Annotated in this window: 14 protein-coding genes; 5 read left to right on the forward strand and 9 right to left on the reverse strand. The window is 71.9% G+C overall.

The genetic code is table 11. From position 1 onward, the window contains the following. The first annotated feature begins 44 nt into the window (after positions 1-44). The 3 genes from ACE4Q9_RS01245 to ACE4Q9_RS01255 all read left to right on the forward strand — a co-directional run bounded on the left by ACE4Q9_RS01245 (position 45) and on the right by ACE4Q9_RS01255 (position 6849). Positions 45-4007 (forward strand): Pls/PosA family non-ribosomal peptide synthetase, encoded by a 3963-nt coding sequence (locus ACE4Q9_RS01245; RefSeq protein ID WP_397982309.1) that lies wholly within the window; start codon positions 45-47, stop codon positions 4005-4007. Next, a complete protein-coding gene (locus tag ACE4Q9_RS01250; protein WP_397982310.1) occupies positions 4004-5422 on the forward strand; it encodes a M1 family metallopeptidase in 1419 nt (472 codons plus the stop codon). The genes ACE4Q9_RS01245 and ACE4Q9_RS01250 overlap by 4 nt, the downstream gene beginning before the upstream one ends. 626 nt (positions 5423-6048) lie before the next feature. Then, the gene (locus tag ACE4Q9_RS01255) at positions 6049-6849 is read left to right on the forward strand and encodes a hypothetical protein (protein WP_397982311.1); all 801 of its coding nucleotides are present in this window, start codon (positions 6049-6051) and stop codon (positions 6847-6849) included. Between the two features lie 80 nt (positions 6850-6929). Here the strand turns inward: ACE4Q9_RS01255 and ACE4Q9_RS01260 are convergent, their stop codons facing one another. The 7 genes from ACE4Q9_RS01260 to ACE4Q9_RS01290 all read right to left on the reverse strand — a co-directional run bounded on the left by ACE4Q9_RS01260 (position 6930) and on the right by ACE4Q9_RS01290 (position 17179). Then, a complete protein-coding gene (locus tag ACE4Q9_RS01260) occupies positions 6930-7241 on the reverse strand; it encodes a hypothetical protein (RefSeq protein ID WP_397982312.1) in 312 nt (103 codons plus the stop codon). Positions 7242-7253: 12 nt separating this feature from the next. Next, positions 7254-10802, reverse strand: a complete 3549-nt coding sequence (locus ACE4Q9_RS01265; protein ID WP_397982313.1) for an ALF repeat-containing protein — start codon at positions 10800-10802, stop codon at positions 7254-7256. A 194-nt stretch (positions 10803-10996) separates the two neighbouring features. Then, the gene (locus ACE4Q9_RS01270; RefSeq protein ID WP_397982314.1) at positions 10997-12553 is read right to left on the reverse strand and encodes a trypsin-like serine protease; all 1557 of its coding nucleotides are present in this window, start codon (positions 12551-12553) and stop codon (positions 10997-10999) included. Between the two features lie 55 nt (positions 12554-12608). Then, the gene (locus ACE4Q9_RS01275) at positions 12609-13133 is read right to left on the reverse strand and encodes a hypothetical protein (protein WP_397982315.1); all 525 of its coding nucleotides are present in this window, start codon (positions 13131-13133) and stop codon (positions 12609-12611) included. 259 nt (positions 13134-13392) lie between these two features. Next, entirely contained in the window at positions 13393-15420 is a 2028-nt protein-coding gene (locus tag ACE4Q9_RS01280; protein WP_397982316.1) for a HelD family protein, read from the reverse strand. A gap of 129 nt (positions 15421-15549) precedes the next feature. After that, complete coding sequence (locus tag ACE4Q9_RS01285) at positions 15550-16512, reverse strand: hypothetical protein (protein WP_397982317.1); 963 nt, start codon at positions 16510-16512, stop codon at positions 15550-15552. 31 nt (positions 16513-16543) lie between these two features. After that, positions 16544-17179: a TetR/AcrR family transcriptional regulator gene (locus ACE4Q9_RS01290; protein WP_397982318.1), complete on the reverse strand. Its 636-nt coding sequence runs from the start codon at positions 17177-17179 to the stop codon at positions 16544-16546. A gap of 69 nt (positions 17180-17248) precedes the next feature. Between ACE4Q9_RS01290 and ACE4Q9_RS01295 the strand changes: the two genes are divergently transcribed. Further along, positions 17249-18853 carry an FAD-binding oxidoreductase gene (locus tag ACE4Q9_RS01295; protein WP_397982319.1) on the forward strand — a complete coding sequence of 535 codons (1605 nt, stop codon included), beginning with the start codon at positions 17249-17251 and terminating at the stop codon, positions 18851-18853. Between the two features lie 622 nt (positions 18854-19475). Here ACE4Q9_RS01295 and ACE4Q9_RS01300 read toward each other — a convergent pair. Continuing rightward, complete coding sequence (locus ACE4Q9_RS01300) at positions 19476-19811, reverse strand: hypothetical protein (RefSeq protein ID WP_397982320.1); 336 nt, start codon at positions 19809-19811, stop codon at positions 19476-19478. Between the two features lie 228 nt (positions 19812-20039). Next, entirely contained in the window at positions 20040-21575 is a 1536-nt protein-coding gene (locus tag ACE4Q9_RS01305) for an AMP-binding protein (protein ID WP_397982321.1), read from the reverse strand. Between the two features lie 596 nt (positions 21576-22171). On the opposite strand from ACE4Q9_RS01305, the gene ACE4Q9_RS01310 reads away from it, so the two are divergent. Next, entirely contained in the window at positions 22172-22678 is a 507-nt protein-coding gene (locus tag ACE4Q9_RS01310; RefSeq protein ID WP_397982322.1) for an SRPBCC family protein, read from the forward strand. Positions 22679-22908: the final 230 nt, after the last annotated feature.

The raw sequence follows: 22908 nt of genomic DNA on the forward strand, positions 1-22908 counted from the left end.
AAACGAACCAACGCCCGTCGGGGCCGAACACCAGAGGCACGACATTGTCTTCGTCCGCACTCGATGCGCCTCATCCTTCCCGCGAACCGGTCGGCCGCAAGGCCCTGTTCCGCTCCGGAGCAGCCGCCTCGCCCCGCACCCTCATCGCCGTCCTCGAGTCCACCGCCGCCAGACACCCCGACGCACCGGCCCTTGACACGGGCACCGAGGTGCTGACCTACCGTGAGCTGTGCGCCGAGGCCGGACGCCGTGCACGCCGGCTCTCCGCGCAGGGCGTCGGCCCTGGAGACCGGGTGGGAGTCCGCGTTCCTTCGGGTACCGCGGAGCTGTACCTGTCGATCCTCGCGGTCCTGTACTGCGGAGCGGCCTACGTGCCGGTCGACGCCGACGATCCCGAGGAGCGTGCCGCCACCGTGTTCCGCGAGGCCGGCGTGTGCCGCGTGCTGGGGCCGTACCCGCAGCCCGCGGAGCTGTCGCCGCCGGCGGGGAGCGCGGCGGAGCGCTCGACACCCGCGCCAGGCGACGACGCGTGGATCATCTTCACGTCCGGTTCGACCGGCGCGCCGAAGGGCGTGGCCGTCACCCATCGTTCCGCGGCCGCCTTCGTCGACGCCGAGGCGGACCTGTTCCTGCGCGGCCGTCCGCTGGGCCCTGGCGACCGCGTCCTCGCGGGGCTGTCCGTCGCCTTCGACGCCTCCTGCGAGGAGATGTGGCTGGCCTGGCGCTCGGGCGCCTGCCTGGTGCCGGCCGAACGCTCCCTGGTGCGGGCCGGCCATGAGCTGGGAGGCTGGCTCGACGAGCGTGACATCACCGTCGTGTCCACCGTCCCGACCCTGCTGGCCATGTGGCCCGAAGAGGCATTGCGCCGGGTACGGCTTCTCATCCTGGGCGGCGAGGCCTGCCCTCCCGGCCTCGTCGACCGGTTCGCGGCTCCCGGGCGGGAGATGTGGAACACCTACGGGCCCACCGAGACGACCGTCGTCGCCTGCGCCGCCCGTCTGGAGCCCGGCCGACCGGTCCGTATCGGGCTGCCGCTGACCGGCTGGGAGCTGGCCGTGGTCGACGAGGCCGGGGAGCCGGTCGCCCACGGGGAGCAGGGCGAACTGGTCATCGCCGGCGCCGGAACCGCGCGCTACCTCGACTCCGCCAAGGACGCGGAGCGATTCCGGCCGTGCCCGGCGCTTTCCTCGCCGCGCGCCTACCGCTCGGGCGATCTGGTGCGCGCCGACCCCGAGGGACTGGTGTTCCTCGGCCGCGTCGACGACCAGGTCAAGCTCGGCGGGCGGCGCATCGAACTCGGCGAGATCGACGCGGCTCTGCTCGCCCTGCCCGGCGTGCGCGGGGCGGCCGCGGCGGTGCGGTCGACACCGGCCGGTACCCAGGTGCTGGTGGGTTACGTCCTGACGGAGCCGGCCCACGCGGGGCAGGCCGCCTTCCAGGCCGACGAGGCCAGGGCCCTGCTGAGCGAGCGGCTGCCCGCCGCGCTGGTGCCGCTGCTGGCCGAGGTGGCCGACCTGCCCACGCGCGCCTCGGGGAAGGTCGACCGCAAGGCCCTGCCCTGGCCGGTACCGCTGGTCGGCGGCGCGGGCGCCGGGGAGACGGCGCACCCGTTGCGCGGGACCGCCGCCCGGCTGGCGGACGTATGGGAGCAGTTGCTCGGTCTGCGGCCGGGGCCCGACAGCGACTTCGTGGAACTCGGCGGCACCAGCCTGACCGCGGCCCGGATGGCGTCGATGCTGCGCGAGGAGTACCCGGGGCTGTCCGTCGCGGACCTCTACCGGCACTCGGTGCTGCACAGCATGGCCGACCACCTCGACTCCCTCGCGAGCCCGACGGAGGCCGTACAGCCCGCCCGGCCGGTACCCCGGCGGACCGCTGTCGTGCAGTTCTTCGTCTCCATGGCCGGTTACTGTCTCACCGGGCTCCGGGCGTTGGTCGGCCTGGCGGTGGCGGACAACGTGTGCGGCTGGATCGCGCCGCACGCGTGGGCTCCGCACACGGCGTGGTGGCTGGTCCTCGTGGGCTGGGTCGTACTGTTCAGCGCGCCGCTGCGCTGCCTGATCGGGGCCGGCCTGGCCCGCGCGCTGGCGGGCTCCGTGACACCGGGCGCCCATCCGCGCGGCGGAGCGGTGCATCTGCGGCTGTGGAGCGCGGAACGGGCGGTGGCGGCGTTCGGCGTGCCCTCCCTGCTGGGCACCCCGTGGGCCGCGTGGTACTCCCGGCTTCTCGGCTGCCGGACCGGGCGGGACGTGCGGTTGCACGCCATGCCCCCGGTGACGGGGCTGGCCGACCTGGGCGACGGATGCAGCATCGAGCCGGAGGCGGACATCGCGGGCTGGTGGCTCGACGGTGACACGCTGCACATCGGCCGGATCTCCGTGGGCGCGCACGCACGGGTGGGCCACCGCAGCACCTTGCTGCCCGACGCGGTCGTGGGACGCGGGGCGGAGCTGACCGCCGGGAGCTGCCTGGACAGCCGTGTCCCGGACGGTCACGTGTGGACCGGCTCCCCGGCCCGGCCGGCCAGGCCCGCCGAACGCATCGCCGGCGCCGGATGGCCCGCGCCGCCGCAGGACCGCCGGCGCCGCTGGCACCTGGCCTACGGGCTCTCCCTCACCGTACTGCCGCTGCTGTCCCTGCTGGCGGCGGCGCCGGCGCTGTTCGCCACCTGGCTGCTGGTCCGCCACGCCCCGACGCTGTCCGGCGCCGCGCTGCGACTGCTCGCCGCCGCACCGCTGTTCGCGGTGACGACCACGGTGTGCGGGATGGCCGTCACGGTTGTCGTCGTGCGGCTGCTGAACCGCTCGATCACGCCCGGTCTGCACCGCGCGGACGGTGGAGTGGCATGGCGGGTGTGGCTGGTGACGCGCATCCTCGACGGCGCCCGCGGAAGCCTGTTCCCCTTGTACGCGAGCCTCGCCACACCGCACTGGCTGCGGCTGCTCGGCGCACGGGTCGGCCGCGGCACCGAGATCTCCACCGTGCTGCCTCTGCCCTCTCTGCTGCGGGTGGACGACGGGGCGTTCCTGGCCGACGACACGCTCGTCGCGCCGTTCGAACTGCGCGCCGGATGGATGCGGCTGGGGCCCGTGCGCATCGGCACGCGGGCGTTCGTCGGCAACTCGGGGATCGTCGGTCCCGGCCACGATGTCCCCGACCACGGCCTCGTAGGTGTCCTGTCCGATGCCCCGGCGCAGGGCAGTCCCGGAATGTCGTGGATCGGGCGGCCGGCGATGCCGTTGCCGCGCGTGGCCGAAGCCGCCGATCCGGGACGGACGTTCGCGCCGCCCCGGCGGCTGGTGGCGGCCCGCGCGGCCGTGGAGCTGTGCCGTCTGCTGCCGGTGATCCTCGGCACGCTGCTGGCGGAGGGTGTGCTGCTCACGGAGCAGGCGGCCCTGGACGTCGGCGGGCTGCCGCTGGTGGCGCTCCTGGGCGCTCCCCTGCTGCTGGCCGCCTCCGGGCTGGCGTGTCTGACCACGACCGGTGCCAAATGGATCCTCGTCGGCCGCTTCCGGCCGTGCGAGCGTCCGCTGTGGTCGCCGTTCGTGTGGCGCAACGAGTTGTTCGACACGTTCGTGGAGGTGCTGGCCGTGCCGTGGGGGATGGGGGCGCACCTGGGAACGCCCGTACTGAACTGGTGGCTGCGCAGCCTCGGCGCGCGCATCGGGCGCGGAGTGTGGTGCGAGACGTACTGGCTGCCGGAGACCGACCTGATCCGCCTGGGCGACGGGGTCAGCGTCAATCGCGGGTGCGTCCTGCAGACCCACCTCTTCCACGACCGGGTCATGCGCATGGACACCGTGCACCTGGCGGCCGGCGCCTCACTGGGACCGCACAGCATCGTCCTGCCCGGCGCCACCGTCGGCACCGGCGCGTCCATCGCCGCTTCCTCGCTCGTGATGCGCGGTGAGACGGTGCCCGACGGCACCCGCTGGGCCGGCAACCCGATCGCCGGTGTCCCCACGCCGGCAACCCCCGTGCCGCTGGCCGGAGGTGAGGCGGCATGACCCGGTGCAGCCGGCGGGCGGTGATCCGCGGGGCGGCCCTGGTGCCGCTGACGGCGACGGCCGAGGACCAGGGGCGGAGGCAGGCCGAACGCTACTTCCCCGCTCATGGGACGTACGACCACCGCACCCTCTCCTACGACCTGAGCCTGGCGTACGAGCCGGCCGCCGGCGTGCTCCGGGGCAGGGCACGGATCCGGGCGGTGGCCAACCGGCCTTTGCGCCAGGTGGAGTTGGACCTGGCACGGCTGACGGTGCACGGTGCCCGCGTCGACGGGGCCGCGGTCCGTCCCGGCCGGCGGCGCGGCAAGCTGGTCCTGCCCGTGCGGCACCCGCTGGCGGTGGGCACGCCGTTCACCATGGAGATCACTTACGGCGGGCGCCCCGGCCCGGTGCGCACGCCGTTCGGGGAGATCGGCTGGGACCTCACCGGTGACGCGCACGGCGGGACGCTGGTGGCCGCGCAGCCGCTCGGCGCCCCGTCATGGTTCCCGTGCAACGACCGCCCGGACGACAAGGCCGAGTACGTCTTCCGGGTGACGGTGCCGCGTGGTCATCAGGCGCTCGCCAACGGCACGCTCGTGGGGCGGCGTTGCACGGGGGCCACCGAGTGCTGGACGTACCACCACGCCGGGCCCATGGCTCCGTATCTCGCCGCGCTGTACACCGGCCGCTTCACCCACGGCACCTGGGAGGCGCGGGACAGCTCGACCGGCCGCCGGATCACCGGCCGCGACGCCTACCCGGCCCGTCTCTCCCGCCGGGCCCGGCACGACCTCGGCCGGCAGCCCGCCATGTTCGAGGCGTTCACCCGCTGGTTCGGTCCGTATCCCTTCGAAACCTATGGCGCGGTCGTCGTGGACGCCGACCTGGACCAGCCGGTGGAGAACCAGACGGCGTCCGTCTTCGGCCGCAACCACATCGACGGCGAGCGCACCTGGGAGACGCTGGTCGCCCACGAACTGGTCCACCAGTGGTACGGCAACAGCGTCAGCCTGCGCGACTGGCGCGACATCTGGCTCAACGAGGGTTTCGCCACCTACGGCGAATGGCTGTGGTCGGAGTCCCTCGGCGAGGACTCCGCGGACACCATCGCCCGCGCGACCTGGCGCACCCTCGCGCAGCGGGGCAAGGGCCTGCGGATCGCCGAGCCCGGCCCCGACCGCATCTTCGACGACCAGGTGTACGACCGGGGCGCGTGCACCCTGCACGCGCTGCGCCTGACGATGGGCGACGTCCGCTTCTTCTCGATGCTGCGCGGCTGGCACGACGCCCACCGCGGCCGGAGCGCCGACACGGCCGCCTTCGTCGCCCACGCGGGCCGGGCCATGCCGAACGTGGTGGAACCCCTGCTGCGCTCCTGGCTCTACGACACCCGCCTGCCGCCCCTGCCGGAGCCGGGAGACGCCCAGAGCTGAGACCGGCCACCTGTCCGCGGGCCCCATGCCGCACGCCGCGCAGGCGGAGACGGACGCGGCGGGAGACGTCGGGTGGCTGCTCAGCCGCCGATGTGAGGATCGGCGAGAAGGTGCGCACGCACGCTACCGAGAAAGGTCCCGGGGTCCTCGACGTTCGGCAAATGCCCCGTGCCTGGCAGAACTCGGAGGGTCGCCGTAGGCATCGAGCGGACGAGGACCTCGACGTCCCCCACCGGAGCGAGCCGGTCCTCGCCCCCGGCGATCACGACGGTCTCGTTGGCCGGGTGCCTGGGCGCGAATGCCTGCGCCACCGGACCGCCCATGGAGAACCCCAGGACGTGTGCGGAATCGAGCCGCTGGTCGGTGAGGACGGCGGCGACGTCGTCGGCGGAGTTCCGTGCCCCTCCGCGACCCAGTGGACCGGCCCCGAGGGGGTCTGCGTGAACGGCATCGGTACTCCTGCCGTGTCCTCGTGGAATGAGCCCGCGAAGCGGAACACCGTGGCGCATGTCATCCGTCGGCGCGAGGGGCGCCCGGCGGCTGTTTTCGCGGCCCAACCGTGGCCGCGCACCGGGCGCGACCCCTAATCTTTCGACAGTCTTGTCACCCGATCGGAAGCGAAGCACATGGCCTCTCCAAGACCCCTCACCTCCGCCACCGCGTGGCTGGTCCGCCTGTTATCCGCGCTCACCCTGGTCGCGGGCGGCGTCCTCTTCTTCTCCGGTACCGCCCAGGCCGCCACCATATGCGGCAACGTCTCGGTGCCGCCGGGCTACGTGATCACCTCGGAGTCGCTCACCGGGAGTTGTACCGGCGGCTACCTGACCGAGACCATCCAGCCCCCGTCCAACGGACTCGCCGTCTGCCTGAACGGCCCGGTCCCGACCGGCTACGCGGTCACCTCGATCTACAGCACCAATAACTGCAGCCAGTACCAGACCGGCCGGATCAACACGGTCACCAACGGCCTGCGGATCTGCGGGAACTCCAATGGATCGCTGCCTAACGGCTACGTGATCACCAGTGAGGGACCCGACAACGCGTGCTCGCAGTGGTACGGCGAGACGGTCAACGTCGCGAGCAACGGCATCGCTGTCTGCGACAACTCGCCCATCCCGGCCAACTACGTGATCACTTCCAGCTACCAGAACGCGGCCTGCGGCATCTACCTCGGTGCCCGGCTGAACACCGCCTCCGACGGCATGACGTTCTGCGGTAACTCGCCGATCCCGGCCAACTACGTGATCACCGCGAACTTCCAGATCAGCAGTTGCGGCCAGTACCTGGGCGGCCGCCTGAACGTGGCCTACAACGGCATCATCGCCTGCGCCGACTCACCCACCCCGCCCGGATACTGGGTCTCCGCCAACGGTATCCAGTCCTCCGCGTGCAACCCTTACATGGCGGAACGCTTGAACAACAGCTGATCCCGGCACCCACCCCGGTCCGGCCCGCCACCGGGTTGGTGGCGGGCCGGACCGGGAGTGTCGACGTGGCGGCGCCTTTCTCAGGGGGCGCCGTCGGCGAAGTACTCGCTCAGGAGGCTGAACAAGCGGTCGCACAGAGCCTCGTCGGCGAGCGGGGCATCGCTCGGGACGCCGGTTTCGGCAGCGTGCAGCTTCTGCACCAGCGCCCACCAGACGAGGTTCGTGCCGTGCCCGAGTTTCTCCGCGAGCCAGGGGCGGAAACCCCGGAGAAGTGCGCCGTCTGTCGCGGCGTCGCCTCCGTTGATGAAGGCCACATAGTTCAGGTACGAGCCGTCGAGCCCGTAAGCACCGGGCCTTCTGCGGACGTCTCCGAGACGGGTGGGGAAGTCCACCGTCCGTCCTTTCTAGTCGAGCGGAGTGAACATCAGGTCGTCGCCGTATTCGAATTTTCCTCGGTATTCGTCCAGCGACTCACCTTCCGGCCCTGTCCAGGCATCGTATACACGGCCGTCCTTGACCACGACGTCGTGGTGACCCCAGAAGGAGTCCTGTTCACGGTACTTGCCGAGAGTCGGGGCTCCGTAGCGGTCCGTGACGCGCATGCGGCTTCCGCCGATGTCCTGCTGAATGGATTCCGCCACTTGTTCGCAACCGCTGCTGCCCCCGATCCCGCAGACGTCGGACGCCTTGCCATTGGGCCAGTATTTGTCGGAGCTGAGCGAACCGCCGCCGCCGTTCGACTCGGCCTCGCGCAGTGCCTGGCCCAGGCCGTTGCTGAACCTGCCGATGCCGTCGGTGATGCCGTAGATCCCCGCGCCCGCTATTCCGGTACCGGCGACGATCGCCGGTGCTCCCTCGAGGCAGCCGATGACGGTCAGGCACAGGCCGCCGCCCGCGACGTCGATCGAGGCGCCCGACCCGACACCGAAGATGCCGGCACCTGTCTCGAACAGACCTGCCCAGACGTCCGAATTACCGAGAATCGCCTGGCCGTAGTCACCGATCGTGTTGGCGGTGTCCTTCAACCAGTCGGGCACCCAGCTGCCGTCGTCCTGCTGGTCGGATTGCTCCTTATGCCATTTGTCCTGGAGCTGCTGCCACTTGGCGATTTCCTGTTGCTGCTTTTTGACTGCCGTCCGGAACGCCTCCGTCGCGGCGCCCGCCGCGGCGTTCGCGTCCTTGCCCGCGGCGAGGGCGGAGGCACGGGCCTGCTGGGCCGCCGTACGGGCCGAGTCGGCGGAGCCGCGCGCGGCGGTGGCCGAGTACTGGGCCCGCGCCGCTGAGGTGACGGCCGCTGCGGCCGCGTTCTCGGCGTCCTGCTGGGCCTTGCGGGCGGTGGCGGCCGAGGCGGCGGCGTCCTTGGCGGAGTGCTCGGCCTGCATGGCGAACCCGTCGGCTTGCGTGGCGTACTTCTTCGCATCCGCGGCCGACTGTGCGGCCTGCTTCGCGTAACCGGCGGCTTCGTCCTTGGCCTTGGCGGCGTCGGCTGCCGCCTTGCCCGCCTCCGCCGCGTTCTTCTGCGCGGTGGCGGCCACGCCCGCGGCCTGTGCGATGAGCTGCTGGACCTGGGATTCGTGGGTGGCGCCGAGCTGGTCCTGACGCTGCGCCTTGTACTGGCCGACGGTGATGAAGAGGTGGAGGAGGTCGGAGGGCCCCTCCAGGGCGATCCGCGCCGCGGCCTTGACCTGTGGGCCGTTGCCGCTGTTCTTGGGGTCGGCGAGCTGGGCGGCGCGGACGCGTTCGTCCTGGGTGCGCGCCTGGTCGTCGTCGGCGGTGATGAACCGGCGCAGCGCGTCCGTGGTGTCGGTGTTCAGCGCGGTGCGGCCGGCCTGCTGTTCGATCGGACCGGCGGCGGCGATGGTCCGGGCGATGTACAGGCGCATGTCCTGCTTCATGGCGTCGTACTGGCCGCTGTCGAGGAACGCGCTCACCGTGGCGCCGTCGCCTTCGAGGGCCTTGGCTGCCGCGGCGCGGACGTCGGCCGATCCGGCGGCTTCCGCGAGGTGTTCGACGTCCTGGCGGTCGTCCTGGACGCTCGCGTCCTGGCGGCCGGTGCGGATGTAGTCGGTCACGTCCGTGTCGGAGCCGGCCAGGGCCACGAGCGCGGCCGACTGGCTCCACGGGCGACCGGTCTTCGCCGTCGCCAGGGCCACCTTGCGCGCTTCGGGGGCGATCTGAGCGGCATCCGCGCCGGGCTGGGACGCCTGGTCGGCGAGCTTGGCCGCCGTGGCCTTGAGGTCCTTGGCCTGCTGCGTGGCCGCCTGCTGGGCCGCGGTTCGCTGGTCCTCCTGTGCCTTGAGGTCCTGGGCCCGGTCGATGGCCTCGTTGGTACGCGCCGTCAGCTGCTCGGTGTCGATGCGGACCGCGAGGTCGTGAACCTTCTGGGCCTTGGCGACCGCGGCGCTGGCGGCGTCGGCGGCCGTCTTGGCCTCCTTGGCGTGCGCGGCGGACTGCTTGGCGGCGGTTGCCGCCTGACCGGCGTGGGCGGCGGCGTCGTCTGCCGCCTTGGCCGCGTTCTCCGCGCGCGTGGCCGCGTCGTTCGCCGCGTCACGCGCCTCACCGGCATCGGTGGCGGCCTCCTGGGCCAGCGATTCGGCGGCGCCGGCGGCACGGCTGGCCTCCCGGGCGTGCCGGTGCGCGCTGGCCGCGGCGTTCGCGGCGTCGGCGGAGTGGGCACCGGCCTCGTCGGCCAGTGTGTTGGCCTGGTCGGCCGCGTTCGCGGCATCGGTGGCGTCACTGCCGGCGCCGCTTGCCGCCTTCGCCGCGTCCGCGGCCTGGGCGGCGGCGGTGTGGGCGGAGTCGGCGGCCTGGGCAGCGGCGTGAGCTCCCGCGGCGGCGTTCCGGGCCTGCTCGGCCGCCTTGCGTGCGGCGCCTGCCTGGCCGGCGTCGACGGCCGCGTTCGCGGCGGCGTTCCGGGCCTGGGCGGCGGCGTTGGCGGCACCGTCAGCGGCAGCGGCGGCGGCTGATGCGGCGTTGGCGGCGACCCGCGCCGCGTTGGTGGCGGCGTTGGCCGCGTCGATCGCCGTCTGCGCGGCGGTCGCGGCCTGCTTGGCGGCGCTCGCGGCGCGGGCGGCGGCGGCAGCCGCGTGCTGGGTGTCCTTGCGCGCGGCCTCGGTCTCGGCCGCGGCCTTCTGCGCCGCCGCCTTCGCCAGCTTCGCCGCGGTCACCGCCCGGGCGGAGGCGTCCTTGGCGGCCTGGGTCTGCTGCCCGGCCAGTTTGCCCGCCTTGGCCGCCTGGTCGGCGAGCTGCGCGATCGTGGCGTGCTCCTGGTCGTGAGCACGGGAGACGTACTGGCCGACCTGGAGGAACTCGTGGATGTCGTCCGGGGTGCCGTTGATGGCGATACGGCCGGCCGCCTGGACGTTCGGTCCGCCGGCCGAGATGATCTGGGCGACCTCGACCCGCTCGTCCTGTTCCCGGTCGTTGTACTGGTCGTTGGCGAGAAACTTCTTGATGTCCTCGGCGGTGCCGTTGAGCGCGGCGCGGCCCGCCTTCTGCACTTCCGGGCCGCCCGCGTCGATGATCTGCGCGACGCGGACCCGCTGGTCCTGCTCCAGCGGTGCCTTCCAGCCGTCCTTCAGGAACACCTTCAGGTCGTCCGGTGTCCCGTCGAGCGCCTTGCGGGCGGCGTCCTGGAGACTCAGACCGCCCACACTGGCGAACTGGGCGACGGCCACCCGCTCGTCCTGGACGGCGATGTCGGGGGCCTGGGAGAGGAAGTTCTTGACGTCGTCGTCACTGCCGACGAGAGCGACCTCGGCGGCGGCCCGCACGCCGGGTCCGCCCGTCTCCCACAGGCGTACCACCTTGGCGCGGTCGGTGTCCGGAAGCGCACCGGAGATACCGGTGTCCGCGGGGGTGGCTGCGTCGGCTCTGGCCGGGGTGGGCGCGGGCCCCAGCAGGCCCAGCACGAGCGCACTGGGCAGCAGGCACAGGCACAGCACGCGGATCACGCGCTGAGCCCCCGCTACCACGCGCCGTGGGCGTCGTAGATGTGTCACTGCGGACTCGATTCGTTCTTTCGGTTGGGGGGTGCACCGCGTGTCCGTGCCGCCGGGGACACGTCGCCGGCTCCTGGGCAGCGCGGTGCCTCGGGGCGGCTCGCGCGGTCCTGCGCGAGCCGCCCCGGAAGGACCGTGCCGGTGTGTCAGCCGGCGGGTGCGAGCTGGATTTCGTCGTGCAGGCCCTTGGCGTCGACGCCGGTGAAGAGGCTGACGTGGCCGTCGTTCCAGCGGACGAGGATGTCGTCGGCGGTAGTGCCGGTGGTGAAGGCGCCGGCGGTGAGCGCGGCCGTGTTGGTCCAGTTCGACTTGGCGGGCCGGACCTTGATCTCGCCGGGCAGGGCCTTGCCGGTCATGCCGGGGTAGACGGTGGTCTCACCGTCGATCCAGCGCACCAGCAGGTCGTCGGTGTCCTTGCCGGTGAAGGAGCCGGTGGCGAGTTTCTCGGCGTAGGGCCAGGTGGTGTTCTTGGCGACGGTCTGGGTCTGCTTCTTCAGCCCGTTGGCCGCCAGGTCGCTGAAGACGGAGACATGACCGTCCTTCCAGGTGACCAGGAGGTCGTCGCGGAGGCCCTTCGCGGTGAAGCGGCCGCCGGTCAGCTGCTGGGCGTCGTCCTTCCAGGCGGCGGTGTTCGGCGGGGCGAGCTGCTTCTCGCCGTGGAAGCCCTTCGCGTCGACGGATGTGTAGAGGGTCATCTCGCCGTCGGTCCAGCGCACCACGACCCCGTCGGTGTGGCCGCCGGTGTTGGTGCTGGCCACGTCGACGGCGTGGGTCCAGATGCTCTTCTCGGGCTGTAGTTGGTGCTCCGCGGCGAAGGGCCGGGCGGGGTCGTTGCCGTAACCGCCCTGGTAGAGGGTGACCTCGCCGTCGTCCCAGACGACGATCAGGTCCATGTGGCGGGTGCCGCCCGCGGAATCACCCGCGTAGTAGCCGGCCGTGATCTGCACCGCGTGCTTCCACGGGGCGGCCGCGAAGACGGGGGCGTAGGCGACCTGCTGGACCCAGGAGGACAGGTCGTCGACGCGGGCGGCCACCGCGCCGGTGCGGGTCTCGGTCGCATCGGTGCCGAGGCAACCGCCTTGCCAGGACAGGCTGCTGACGCCCACGACCGTCCCGGTGGTGCTCAGCACCGGACCGCCGGTGTCGCCCTTGCAGATGGCGGCGCCGTCCGACTTGCCGGCCAGGTCGAGGGTGGTGGCGGCGGTGCTCTGGACGGTGAAAGCGGCCGCGTGGACCTGGCCGGGCACCCACTCGTCATGCGTGCGTCCGAACCCCGCGGCCTGGACCTCGTCCCCGGTGGCGGGCGCGGCGGCCGCCACCCGGACGGGAGTGACACCGGTGACAGGCTTGGCGAGTTGGGCCATGACCACGTCGCGATCCGTGCGCGGTACCAGGCTCACCACCTGCTGGGTGCTGCCGCCGAGGGTGGCGGTCGTCTTCAGCTTCGGCGCGCCGGACGCGAGCGTGCCACCTGGGGCGTCGGTGAAGCAGCTCGCGGCGGTCAGCAGCCACTGCGGGGCCACCAGCGTGGCCGAACAGCCGCGCCGGCCGCCGACGTCGAGCCGGGCGGTGGCGGCCGAGACCGTGTCAGGGGCGACCGGGCCGGACACGGCGGGGGCGGGCGCGGCGGTCAGGGACACGGCCAGCGAAGTGGCGGCGATCAGGCCGCCGGTCCACGCGGCACGCGGACGAAAACCAGACATGCGAAGTTCCTTGCTGTGGTGCGAAAGCGGAGGGAGGGCAGGCGGGTGGACCGGGTCAGCCGGTGACCCGCAGTTCCAGGAGCACGGACGGTGCACCCCCGGCCGCGCCCTCGCCCACGCTCTGGTAGCCGTTCTTGTCCACGGTCACCGTCTTGGCGGGTGCCGAAGGGTCCGCCTGCGGCCTCAGGTCCGCGCTGATCGGGTGGTCGGCCGTTTCCAGAGCGAACACCCGCCCCAGTTCCAGGGTGAGGTACCCCGACTTCGCGTTCGCCGTGAAGCAGTACGCGCCCTGCGGATTGCCGCTCTGCCCCTGCACGGTGAGGACCTTGATCTGCTGGGCGGAGTCGTCGCACGTGGCGAAGGTGATGTGCCCGTCACCCTTGATCAGCTTGATGCCCTGGTCGCGCTGGATCTGATCCGCGTTCGGATAGGCGTAGTCCTCCACCGCGGACGGTGGCGTGGCTCCCGTCGTTCCCCCTGTCGGCTGCGGGTCGGCGGACGCGAGCATCGGTGTGCCCACCAGCGCCAGAACGGCAGCAGCCCCCGCGACGGGAAGCATCCTGCGCATACGAGGAGTCACCCGAATTCCTTTCCAGGCACGGGTGAGGGCATGACGACGGAACCATCTGCAATCCCCCGTGCACAGATGTAAAGCAAAAATAAGTGGTCGAGTGGGACTCTAAAGCAGCGTCAGATACAAGACAACGTGATCACCGCCATAGGTGATTCACGGAACCTTCATAGGCGATGCACAGTCAGGAGGGGGCGCACGGCATCCAGGCCGTGCGTCGGCCGCGACCTGCCCCGGCGCCCGCGGCGACAGCGCGGGCGCGGAGTCGTCAGGCAGGCTGGACGGTGATGGTGCAGAGGCGTTTGGTGGCGCGGGTCAGGGCTACGTACAGGTCCCGCTCCCCGCCGGGGCGGGCCGTGACGATTTCCTCGGGGTTCAGGACGACGACACCGTCGAATTCCAGGCCGCGCGCTTCGGACGCCGGTACGACGCGCGCGTGGTGAGCGATGTCCTGGGCCGTCAGCTCACTCACCCTGGTGTCCGCGCAGATCACTCCCAGAAGCTCGCCCGGATGCGCGGTGCTCTGGGCGCGGAGTTCCCGGACGACGGCGGCGACCGACCCCTCCGGAGATGCGGTCACAGTGCGGGGGCTCTCACCGCTTCGCAGCGACCGTGTCGGCTTCTGGTCCGGGGCGATCCGCGTGAGCAGGTCCCGGACGCTGTCGAGGATCTGCTGCGTGGTGCGGTAACTGACGGTCAGACTGTGCAGTTTGAACCGGGGTCCGATGTGGGGGCTCAGTGCCTCTTTCCAGTCGCGTGCGGTCGCGACCGGGCCCGCCTGGGCGAAGTCACCCACCAGCGTCATCGCCCGTGCCGGGCAGCGGCGGACGATCATCCGCCACTGCATGGCGGTCAGTTCCTGCGCCTCGTCGACGACGACGTGCCCGTACGTCCGCTCCGGGGGGCCGTCGGCCAGGTTCGCCGCCTCGTCCAGCAACGGCGCGTCGGCGTCGGTCCACGGGTCGTCCGGACCGCGCAGCAGAAGGGACCGCTCCTGCGCGGTCAGGCGGGGCAGCTGCGCGGCGAGAGCGCCGGCGTCCGTCAGGAGCGCCTTCACGAGGTCACCGGCTGCCAGCCGCGGCCACAACGCTTCGACCGCTCGGTCGACGCCGGCGTCCTGGAGGAGATCGGCCCGGATGGCGTCCACGTCCAGTTCGTGGACCGGACCCGAATCGGCCGCACCTTCGGCACGGTGCCGAGCGGCTCCCGTGAACCGGTCGAGGTCGATGCCCGTCATCCTTTCGGCGTCGGCGTCGATCTGCTCCAGGAGGTCGCCCATGTCTCGTCGCATCGCGTCGGTGACGGCGTCGACCAAGAGCTCCTTGAACACCTGGCGCGCGGGGTTGTGCCCCGGTACGGCTGCCACGGCGGCGTCGCGTGCCGTGGCGACTTCCTCACCGGACAGGTGAACCAGTTCCCGTCCGACGCGCACGGTGAAGTCACCGGCGGGGGCTTGGTGGGCACGCAGCAGGCCGGCCAAGGCGTCCGCGAGGTCGGAGCTGCCCTTGAGCCGCGCCGTATCGAACGGGTCGGCCGCGTCCGTGGACACTCCGGCCAGTTCCCGGCAGGTCGCCAGGTCGACGTCGTTCTCACCGAGCGAGGGGAGGACTTGGGAGATGTAGTCGAGGAAGCGGGCGTTCGGGCCCACCACCAGGACGCCCTCCTCCGCGGCGCGCGGGAACGCGTACAGGACGTAGGCCGCCCGGTGCAGGGCGACCACCGTCTTGCCGGTGCCGGGGCCGCCCTGTACGACGGTCACTCCGCGGTGGGCGGAGCGGACGATCTCGTCCTGCTCGGCCTGCAACGTCGCGACGGCCGCGTGCATCCTGCCCGTACGACGTGCTGACAGGGCGTCGGTCAAGGGGCCGTCCCCCACGATGTCCTCGTCGGTCGGGGCGGTGCCGTCCAGGAGTTCGTCGCTCACCGAGACGACCGTGCGTTCCTCGAGGCGCAGGTGCCGGCGCCGCCGCAGGTCCATCGGGTGGACCGGTGTCGCCTCGTAGAAGGGCCGCGCCGCGTTCGCGCGCCAGTCCACGAGCAGAGGCAGGTCGTCCTCCTGGGTATGCAGGCCGATCCGCCCGATGCGCAGGGTGGTGCCGTCCGTCCAGTCGATGCGCCCGAAGACCAGCCCCTTTTCGGCGCCCTCCAGCCGGCCGATCTCCTTGGTCAGACGCTCGGCGGCGAGTTCTCGCTCGTATACCTCACCGGCGCTGTCCGCCGGGGCCTTCAGCGCGTTCGCCCGGTGCGCTCGCGCCTCGGAAAGCCGCTCGGTGAGCAACTCGTAGAGGGAGGACACATAATCCTGCTCCATGTCAATGGCACGCGCAGCGGAATCGTTCATTTTCGACAAAGGGGTCTCCTTCGATTCGAGCCACACCATAAGGCCGCGGTTCTCTGAAGATAAGTCTTGACTTGGTTGATGAAGCTATGCCCTCAGGAATGAATCCATGTCCGGCTGACCGCATTCCGCTGTTCCGCATATCGAGTAATTGTGTTCCGGTTGCCGGTCTGTCTTAATGCGCGATCGGTTTCGCGCGGCCCACCGGGTCACCGAGGCCGACGGCGATTGAGCACCCCGATGAGAGTGGCGAGGTCGGCGGGTTCGCGGGGGCAGGCCGTAGCGCACGCGGCCGGCCTTCGCACAGGCGTCGCCCGCGCGGAACGGTGGCTCTGGTATACCGAGGACTTCGCATTGCCAACCGGCAAGCAGAGCGAAGTCCAGTGGTGTGCCGGTGAGGGCGGTGGCCAGGTCCTCGGCGACGGATTCGATCAGCGTCCGTTCCGGGGTGACCCAGCTCTCGAACCGGCCGCCGATCGCGCTCTCCACCGCTCGCGCGGCGTCGGCTCGGTCCATGCCGGTGCAGGTGAGGAACCAGCTCAGGACGATCGAGGCCTGACCGTACCAGCCGCCCTCCGCGCCGGAGCCCAGCATGTGGGTCACGAGCCGGACGCAGGCCCGCTCCAGGTGCCAACTGCGGTCTCCGGGTGAGGCGTCCGGCGGCGGCGCCCGTCCGGCGAAGCGCTGGGCCGTTCGCTCCCGCCACTCCCGCCACTCCAGCAGCGCGGATACGAGGCGTTCCGCGGTCTCGTCGGGGGTCGTCACCGAGGCCGGCCCGCTGACCCAGTTGCCGATGGGTCCGCCGTCGTAGTAGCACCAGCGCCACCCCCAGGCCCAGGTGCCGTATCGCTCCTGAATGACCCCGCCTATCTGACTTTCACACCAACGTTCGCCCTGCCACCAGCCGGCTCTCCCGGAGAGTACGGGTGGCACCCACTCGCGGACCGACGAGCGGAGGCAGGTGTCCTCGTCCTCGTCCCAGTCGAACGGGTGGCGGGCGGGATCGAACTCGCCCCAATTCCGAATGCGCTCGTAGGTGATGGGGGGCACTCGGTTCTCGGGAAGGGGGCGGCGGTCCGGCTTACCTGTCGTCGTCGGCGGCCAGGATGGTGTGGGCGGCTCTCACGATCCGGGCGCAGCGGCCGGTCATGGCGTCGGGTGACTGGTCGGGGTGGTTGATCCACCAGCGGACCAAGGCGGTGCACAGGCCGCGCCAGGCGTATGTGAGGGCGTCGGCGTCGAGCGGGTCGCTGGTTCCGGCGGCGTGCAGAAGGTCCGCGGTGCCGGTGGCGGCGAGTTCGTCGATGGCGTCGCGGTAGTGGGCCGCACGGCGGGCGGCTTCGCTGCCGGGCGGCAGCGAGGGGTCGTACAGGACGAACCATGCCTCGCGCTGTCCGTCGAGCGCGCTGAACAACGCGTTCAGCACGCGCAGGGGCGTGGGCGGTGCGCCGGTGTCGGGTGCGGCCATCGCGGCGCGGATGCCGGCCAGCAGTCCGTCGCCGACCGGGGTGAGGCAGGCGAGGTAGAGGTCCTGCTTGCTGCCGAAGTACTGGTGCAGGAGAGGCTTGGTGACGCCGACGCGGGTGGCGATGGCGGCCACGGTCGTCGCCTCGTAGCCGTGCCGGCCGAACTCCTCGGTGGCGGCGGCGAGGACCTGCCGTTCGCGCGCGGCCCTCGGCACGCCCTTGGTACCGGCCCTGGACGAGAGCGTTGTCATGGGAACTGATCCTACCCTAGGGTAATTTACCAACGGGTAAATTCACTGGACTCCGCCGGGAGCACACTCATGCCTGCCGCCGCGCTCCACCCCCGCGCCTCCCGCCCCCGCTCCTGGTGGGGCTGGGGCTACGCCGACGCCCGCCTCGACGACGCCGAATGTGCCGCGCTGGGGGCCCTGCTGCCGGGAACTCTGGCCCGCCCGCTGCCGATACCCCGGGTCGCCGACCTGACCATCGGCCGCCCCGCCGTGACACCCCCACCCTCCCTGGCGCACCTGGTCACGGCCGAGCCGCGACCGCGTGCCGCCCACGCCATGGGCAAGGCGTACCGCGACGTCATCCGGGCCCTGCGCGGCCGGCCCGGCCGGATCCCCGACCTCGTGGCCCACCCGGCCGGTGACCAGGACGTGGCCGACCTGCTGGACTGGGCCGGCGAGCACGACGTGGCCGTCATCCCCTTCGGCGGCGGTTCCTCGGTGGTCGGCGGCGTGGAGTACCGTGGCGGCACCCACCGCGCGGTACTGTCGCTCGACCTGACCGCGATGGACCGCGTCCTGGAGATCGACACCGCCAGCCGCTCAGCCCGCATCCAGGCCGGAGCCCTCGGGCCCGCGCTGGAAGGCCAGTTGCGGCCTCACGGTCTGACCCTGCGCCACTTCCCGCAGAGCTTCGAGTTCTCCACCCTCGGCGGCTGGCTGGCCACCCGCGCCGGCGGCCACTACGCCACCGTCCACACCCACATCGACGACTTCGCGCAGTCCCTGCGCGTGGTCACACCCGCCGCGGCGGGCACGTCCTGGCGGCTGCCCGCGTCCGGCGCGGGACCGTCGCCCGACCGGCTCTTTCTCGGTTCCGAGGGCGCGCTCGGCGTCATCACCGAGGCGTGGATGCGCTTGCAGGAGCGCCCCCGCCACAGAGCCTCCGCGTCCGTGGCCTTCGCCGACCTCCACCGCGCGCTGGACGCCGTACGGGCCGTCGCCCAGTCCGACCTCGCCCCGGCCAACTGCCGCCTGCTCGACGCGGGCGAGGCGCGGTTGTCCGGCGCCTCCCACGACGGTTCCGCCGTTCTGGTCCTGGGCTTCGAGTCCGCCACCGCCCCCGTCGACGACCGCCTCGCGGTCGCCGTGGACCTGGCCCGCGCCCACGGCGGTCGCGGCGGGGCGTCCCCCGCGGACGGCGACGCCCCGGCCGACGCGGCGGTGGGCGCCTGGCGCTCGGCGTTCCTGCGCATGCCCTACCTGCGCGATGGACTGGCCCGCATGGGGGCCGTCGTGGAGACTTTCGAGACCGCCGCCACCTGGGACACGCTTCCCGCCCTGATCGATGCCGTGCGCACCGAGGTCGGCGCCGCCGCGGAGCAGACCACCGGCCACCCGGCCACGATCAACTGCCGCCTCACCCACGTCTATCCCGATGGCGCCGCTCCCTACTTCACCGTGGCCGTCGCCGGCCGGCCCGGCGACGAGGTCGCGATCTGGGACGAGATCAAGGCCGCCGCGACCGACGTCCTGCACCGCCACCGCGCCACCATCACCCACCACCACGCCGTCGGCCGCGACCACCGCTCCGGCTACGACCGCCAGCGCCCGGAGCCCTTCGCACTGGCGCTGCACGCCGTCAAGAACGCCCTGGACCCCCAGGGCATCCTCAACCCCGGCGTCTTGCTCGACTGACAAGAGGGCATCAATCAGGCGCGGGGGGAAGCTGCCGCGACGGCTTTCCCGACGCCGGTTCTCCGACAGCGAGACCGGGTGGTGATGTCGTCCGCTCCCCCACGGCCGGCGAGCAGGCCCCCGTGACCCGATGACACCGGTCGCCGCCATGACGAAGCGGGGCGCGGCCGGTCTGGTGGCCACGCCCATGGTGGTCACCCCGCGATCGTGCAACGCCTGCTGATCGGGCGTCCTGCGAACCATCACGGCGGTCGCGACCCAGCCGCCGAGGACCACAGCAACCCCGACATAGCAGACCGGCATGCACCCCGCCGGCAGCAGTGCGGGGTCGGGGGTCCGCACCGCGGGACGTCCGCAGGACCCCACACCGTAGCCGATCCCGGCTATGAGTCGGCGCGTGCGAGCGGGTGAGCCGGCGTCGGCCCTTCCACCGTCACCCAGAGCCGTCCAAGAGATACGCCCGAGTACCGCTGTGCATCCCGGCCCCCTGAACCGATGAAAGGAATCGGCCATGCACAGGCGCCAGCACCCGCCCGCCGGCACGCATCCGCCAGGCCTCTGCCCGCGACCACCGCACAGCCGAAGTAGGCCGCACCGATTCCAGGGACGAGCGGATGCCGGGTTATTCCACCGTCCACCCGATGTGGCCGATGCCGGTGGAGTAGATGGCGCAGTGACCGGACGACTCCTCGGTCTGGCCCGGCTGGGCCGTCACCGAGTTGCCCTGGACGTCCGGTGCCCAGCCGCAGACGATGTCGGCGTGGAAGGTGACCGGGGCGTTGGTGTTGTTGGTGCAGTCCACCCCGCCGGTCAACGGATCGTTGTTGTGGATCCAGGTGGTGCAGTCCAGGCCGGAGCGGGCGACCTCATGTGCCGGGGCGGCCGACGCGGGCAGCGCGGTGCCCAGACCGATCAGTGCGGCGGCGACGGCCACGGCGGCGACGGTGCGATTCCTCATCTCTGCTCCCCAAGTCGATCTGGCGGTTCTTCAGGACTCTGCCCAGGAGAAATCGCACATACCAACTCATTCGAGTGACACGACATCGAGCCATGCCCGCAGCATGGCACCGCCCGTCCGGCACAAGGGGTGGCGGTGGGGGTGGTTCGCCGCTCGCGTCGACCACCCCCACCGCGGTCGTCACGGGGACGTTGCGCAGCGGCGGGGACCCTCTCCCGTGCCGCGGGCTTACGCTCGGGCCGTGGCGCGGCGGCGCAGTTCCTTCTTGTCGGGCTTGCCCACGTCGGTGAGGGGCAGATCGGTGGGGAAGGTGATGACGGCCGGCTCGTACATCGGCCCGCGTTCGGCGCGTACGAAGGCACGCAGCTCGTCCGCGTCGGTCGTGGCGCCGGGGGCGAGCAGCACGGCGGCGTGGACGCGTTCCATACGGTCCTCGTCGCGGACGCCGAAGACGGCGCTCTGCCGGACCTGCGGGTGGCTGTTGAGCAGGTCCTCCAGTTCGGTGGTGTACACGTGGCCGCCGACGACCACGATCATGTCCTTCAGCCGGTCGACCACGGTCAAGTAGCCATCCGTGTCCCTGAATCCGATGTCACCGGTGTGCAGCCAGCCGTCCTCAAGGATCTCCGCAGTGAGCTGCGGCTGCTTCCAGTAGCCCTGCATGACCATGTCCGAGCGCACCACGATCTCGCCGTGTTCGCCGTCGGGCAGCGCGTTGCCGTCCTCGTCGCGGATCTCGACCTCTACAGCGTCCAGGATCTTTCCCGCGCTGCGCAGCCGCTGGGGGTGGGCGTGGTCGGCCGGGGAGAGGGTGCTGATCAGGCCCGCCTCGTTCTGACCGTACCCCTGCATCAGCACGGGACCGAGGCGGCGTACGGCGTCGGCCAGTCGTGCCGGAGACGCCTGGCAGCCGCCGTAGAGGACCTGACGCAGCGTGGAGGTGTCGGTGTGCTCCATGCGCGGGTGGTCGAGCAACTGGTAGAGCAGGGGCGGCAGCAGCCACAGGTGGGTGATGCGTTCGCGCTCGATGGTCTCGAGCACCTGCCCCGCCTCGAAGTCGTCGAGCAGGACCACGGCGCCGCCGTGCTCCAGCACGGCGTCCATGAGCAGGCCGGCGGCGTGGGCGATGGTGGTGGCGACGAGCTGGCGGCGCGTCAGGGCGGCGGTCTCGTCGAGCGGGCGCGCGGAGCGCTGTGCCTGCACCTGCCGGTAGGTGGTGCATATGCCCTTCGGGTGGCCGGTGGTGCCACCCGTGTGCCGGATGGCGCATATGTCGTCCGGCTGGGCCTGGCTCGGGAAGGGGTCCGCGGGCTGGGCCGCGGCGAGCGCCAGCAGGTCCTCGCCGGTCTCGGTCGGGCCGAGCACCAGCACCGACTTGACCGATACCGACTCGGTGATGTCGGCGGCCCGGTCGGTCATCCGCGGGTCGACGACCAGTGCCCGGCTCTCCACGTCGCGGACGATCGCGGCCTGGACGTCGGCGGCGAGCTTGCCGTACAGGTGATTGACGCGGGCGCCGATCAGATTGGCCGCATAACGCACGGCCACGGCCTCCGGCAGATTGCCGCTGAGCAGCGTCACCGTCTGGCCGCGCTCGATGCCCTGGGCCTGCAGGGCCCACGCCATCCGGTGCACCAGGGCGCGGAACTCGCCCGCAGTGACCCGCCGGTCACCGTATACCAGTGCCTCGCGGTCGGGGTTCTCCCGCAGGGCATCGAGGATGTGCTCCACATGGCTGCGGAAACGTGGGGCGACATCGGACATGTGTGATCCTCCTGAGCCGGAACGCGGGGGTGGGCGGACCGGCCTGACGGTTGTTCATGTGTGGGGGGACAGGAGACGCGCGCCTCATGGCCTCGGTCGCGTGGGTGTTACTCCACACGGGATGGCGGCACACCCGTACCAAAAGGTTGCCTGGGCCAACCATGTGTTGACTCTAGGGCGTCACGTCGATCAATACGAAATCCGGGAGCCGCTCGGGGCAACTATCGGCCACCGCCTCGGGCGCCGCGTAGACCCTGGTCGGGAGTGGTTTTCGGTCACTTTCCGGGCACGGAGAGGGCCGGTTGAGCGCTCGGCGCCGCGTGTCCACGGCTGCCGGTGTGCCGGTGCGCGGGTACGCCGGTACGCGCGTCGGCGCCGGCGTCGGCTCGCGGTGGCCGGGTCGGCGCCGGGGGCGCGGAGTCGGGCGGGCGGGGACGCGTCCGAATATCGGCGCACGGCCACGGCCCGGGGTCCTCCTGCCTGCGGCCGAGCAGGTTTCGCGTCCAGATGGTCTGGGCCGGTCGGCGGCTCCGGCATGCCACAATCTCTACCGACCAGTAACTCCCAGGGTGTCGACGAGTCGAGGAAACTGCCCCATGGCCCGCGTGTTCACGGTGAGCGACAGCATCCACATCGGCGTACCGCCCGACGTGGCCTACCAAGTCATATGCCGCCCTGGTGACATGGGCCGCTGGAGTCCGGAGAATCTCGGCACCACGGACGGGACGGGGCACGCGCCGGCAGGGCTCGGCACCACGTTCGTCGGGCGGAACAAGCGTGGCCGCTTCCGCTGGGTGACCCGGTGCACGGTCACGGCGGCCGAGCCCGGCCGCCGCTTCGCCTTCCGTGTGCACGCCATCGGCATCGGCCGACCGCGCCTGCGCGGCCCGATCGCCAGCTGGGAGTACCGCTTCGAGCCCGCCGACGGTGGTACGCGGGTCACCGAGACCTGGACGGACGACCGACGCGCCTGGCCCGCCTTCGCGGCCGACGCCTTCGACCGGATCGCCACCGGGGGACACACCTTCGCCGCCTTCCAGGCCCGCAACATCCGCGCGACACTGCGCAACCTCAAGCGGGACCTGGAGAGCGGCGCGAACTGACGCCGGGCCGTGAGGACATGCCGGCCTCGGGCGACCGGTTGTGCCCGACGGGCCCGCGGGGCACGGTCGCCGGCCGCGCCCGCGCCGAGGAGTCGCACACCGCCGCGCGATTCGGCTCATCAGGTCGGCGGCGCCCCGCGTGCCGGCCTCCGTGCCGGGAGCAGCGCGGCCTGCCGCTCGGTCGCCCCACCCCCAGCCGGGCGGTCGATCGCGGCTCGATGTCCGTGAAA

The organism is Streptomyces sp. AM6-12, from assembly GCF_044327085.1.
Lineage (GTDB): Bacteria > Actinomycetota > Actinomycetes > Streptomycetales > Streptomycetaceae > Streptomyces.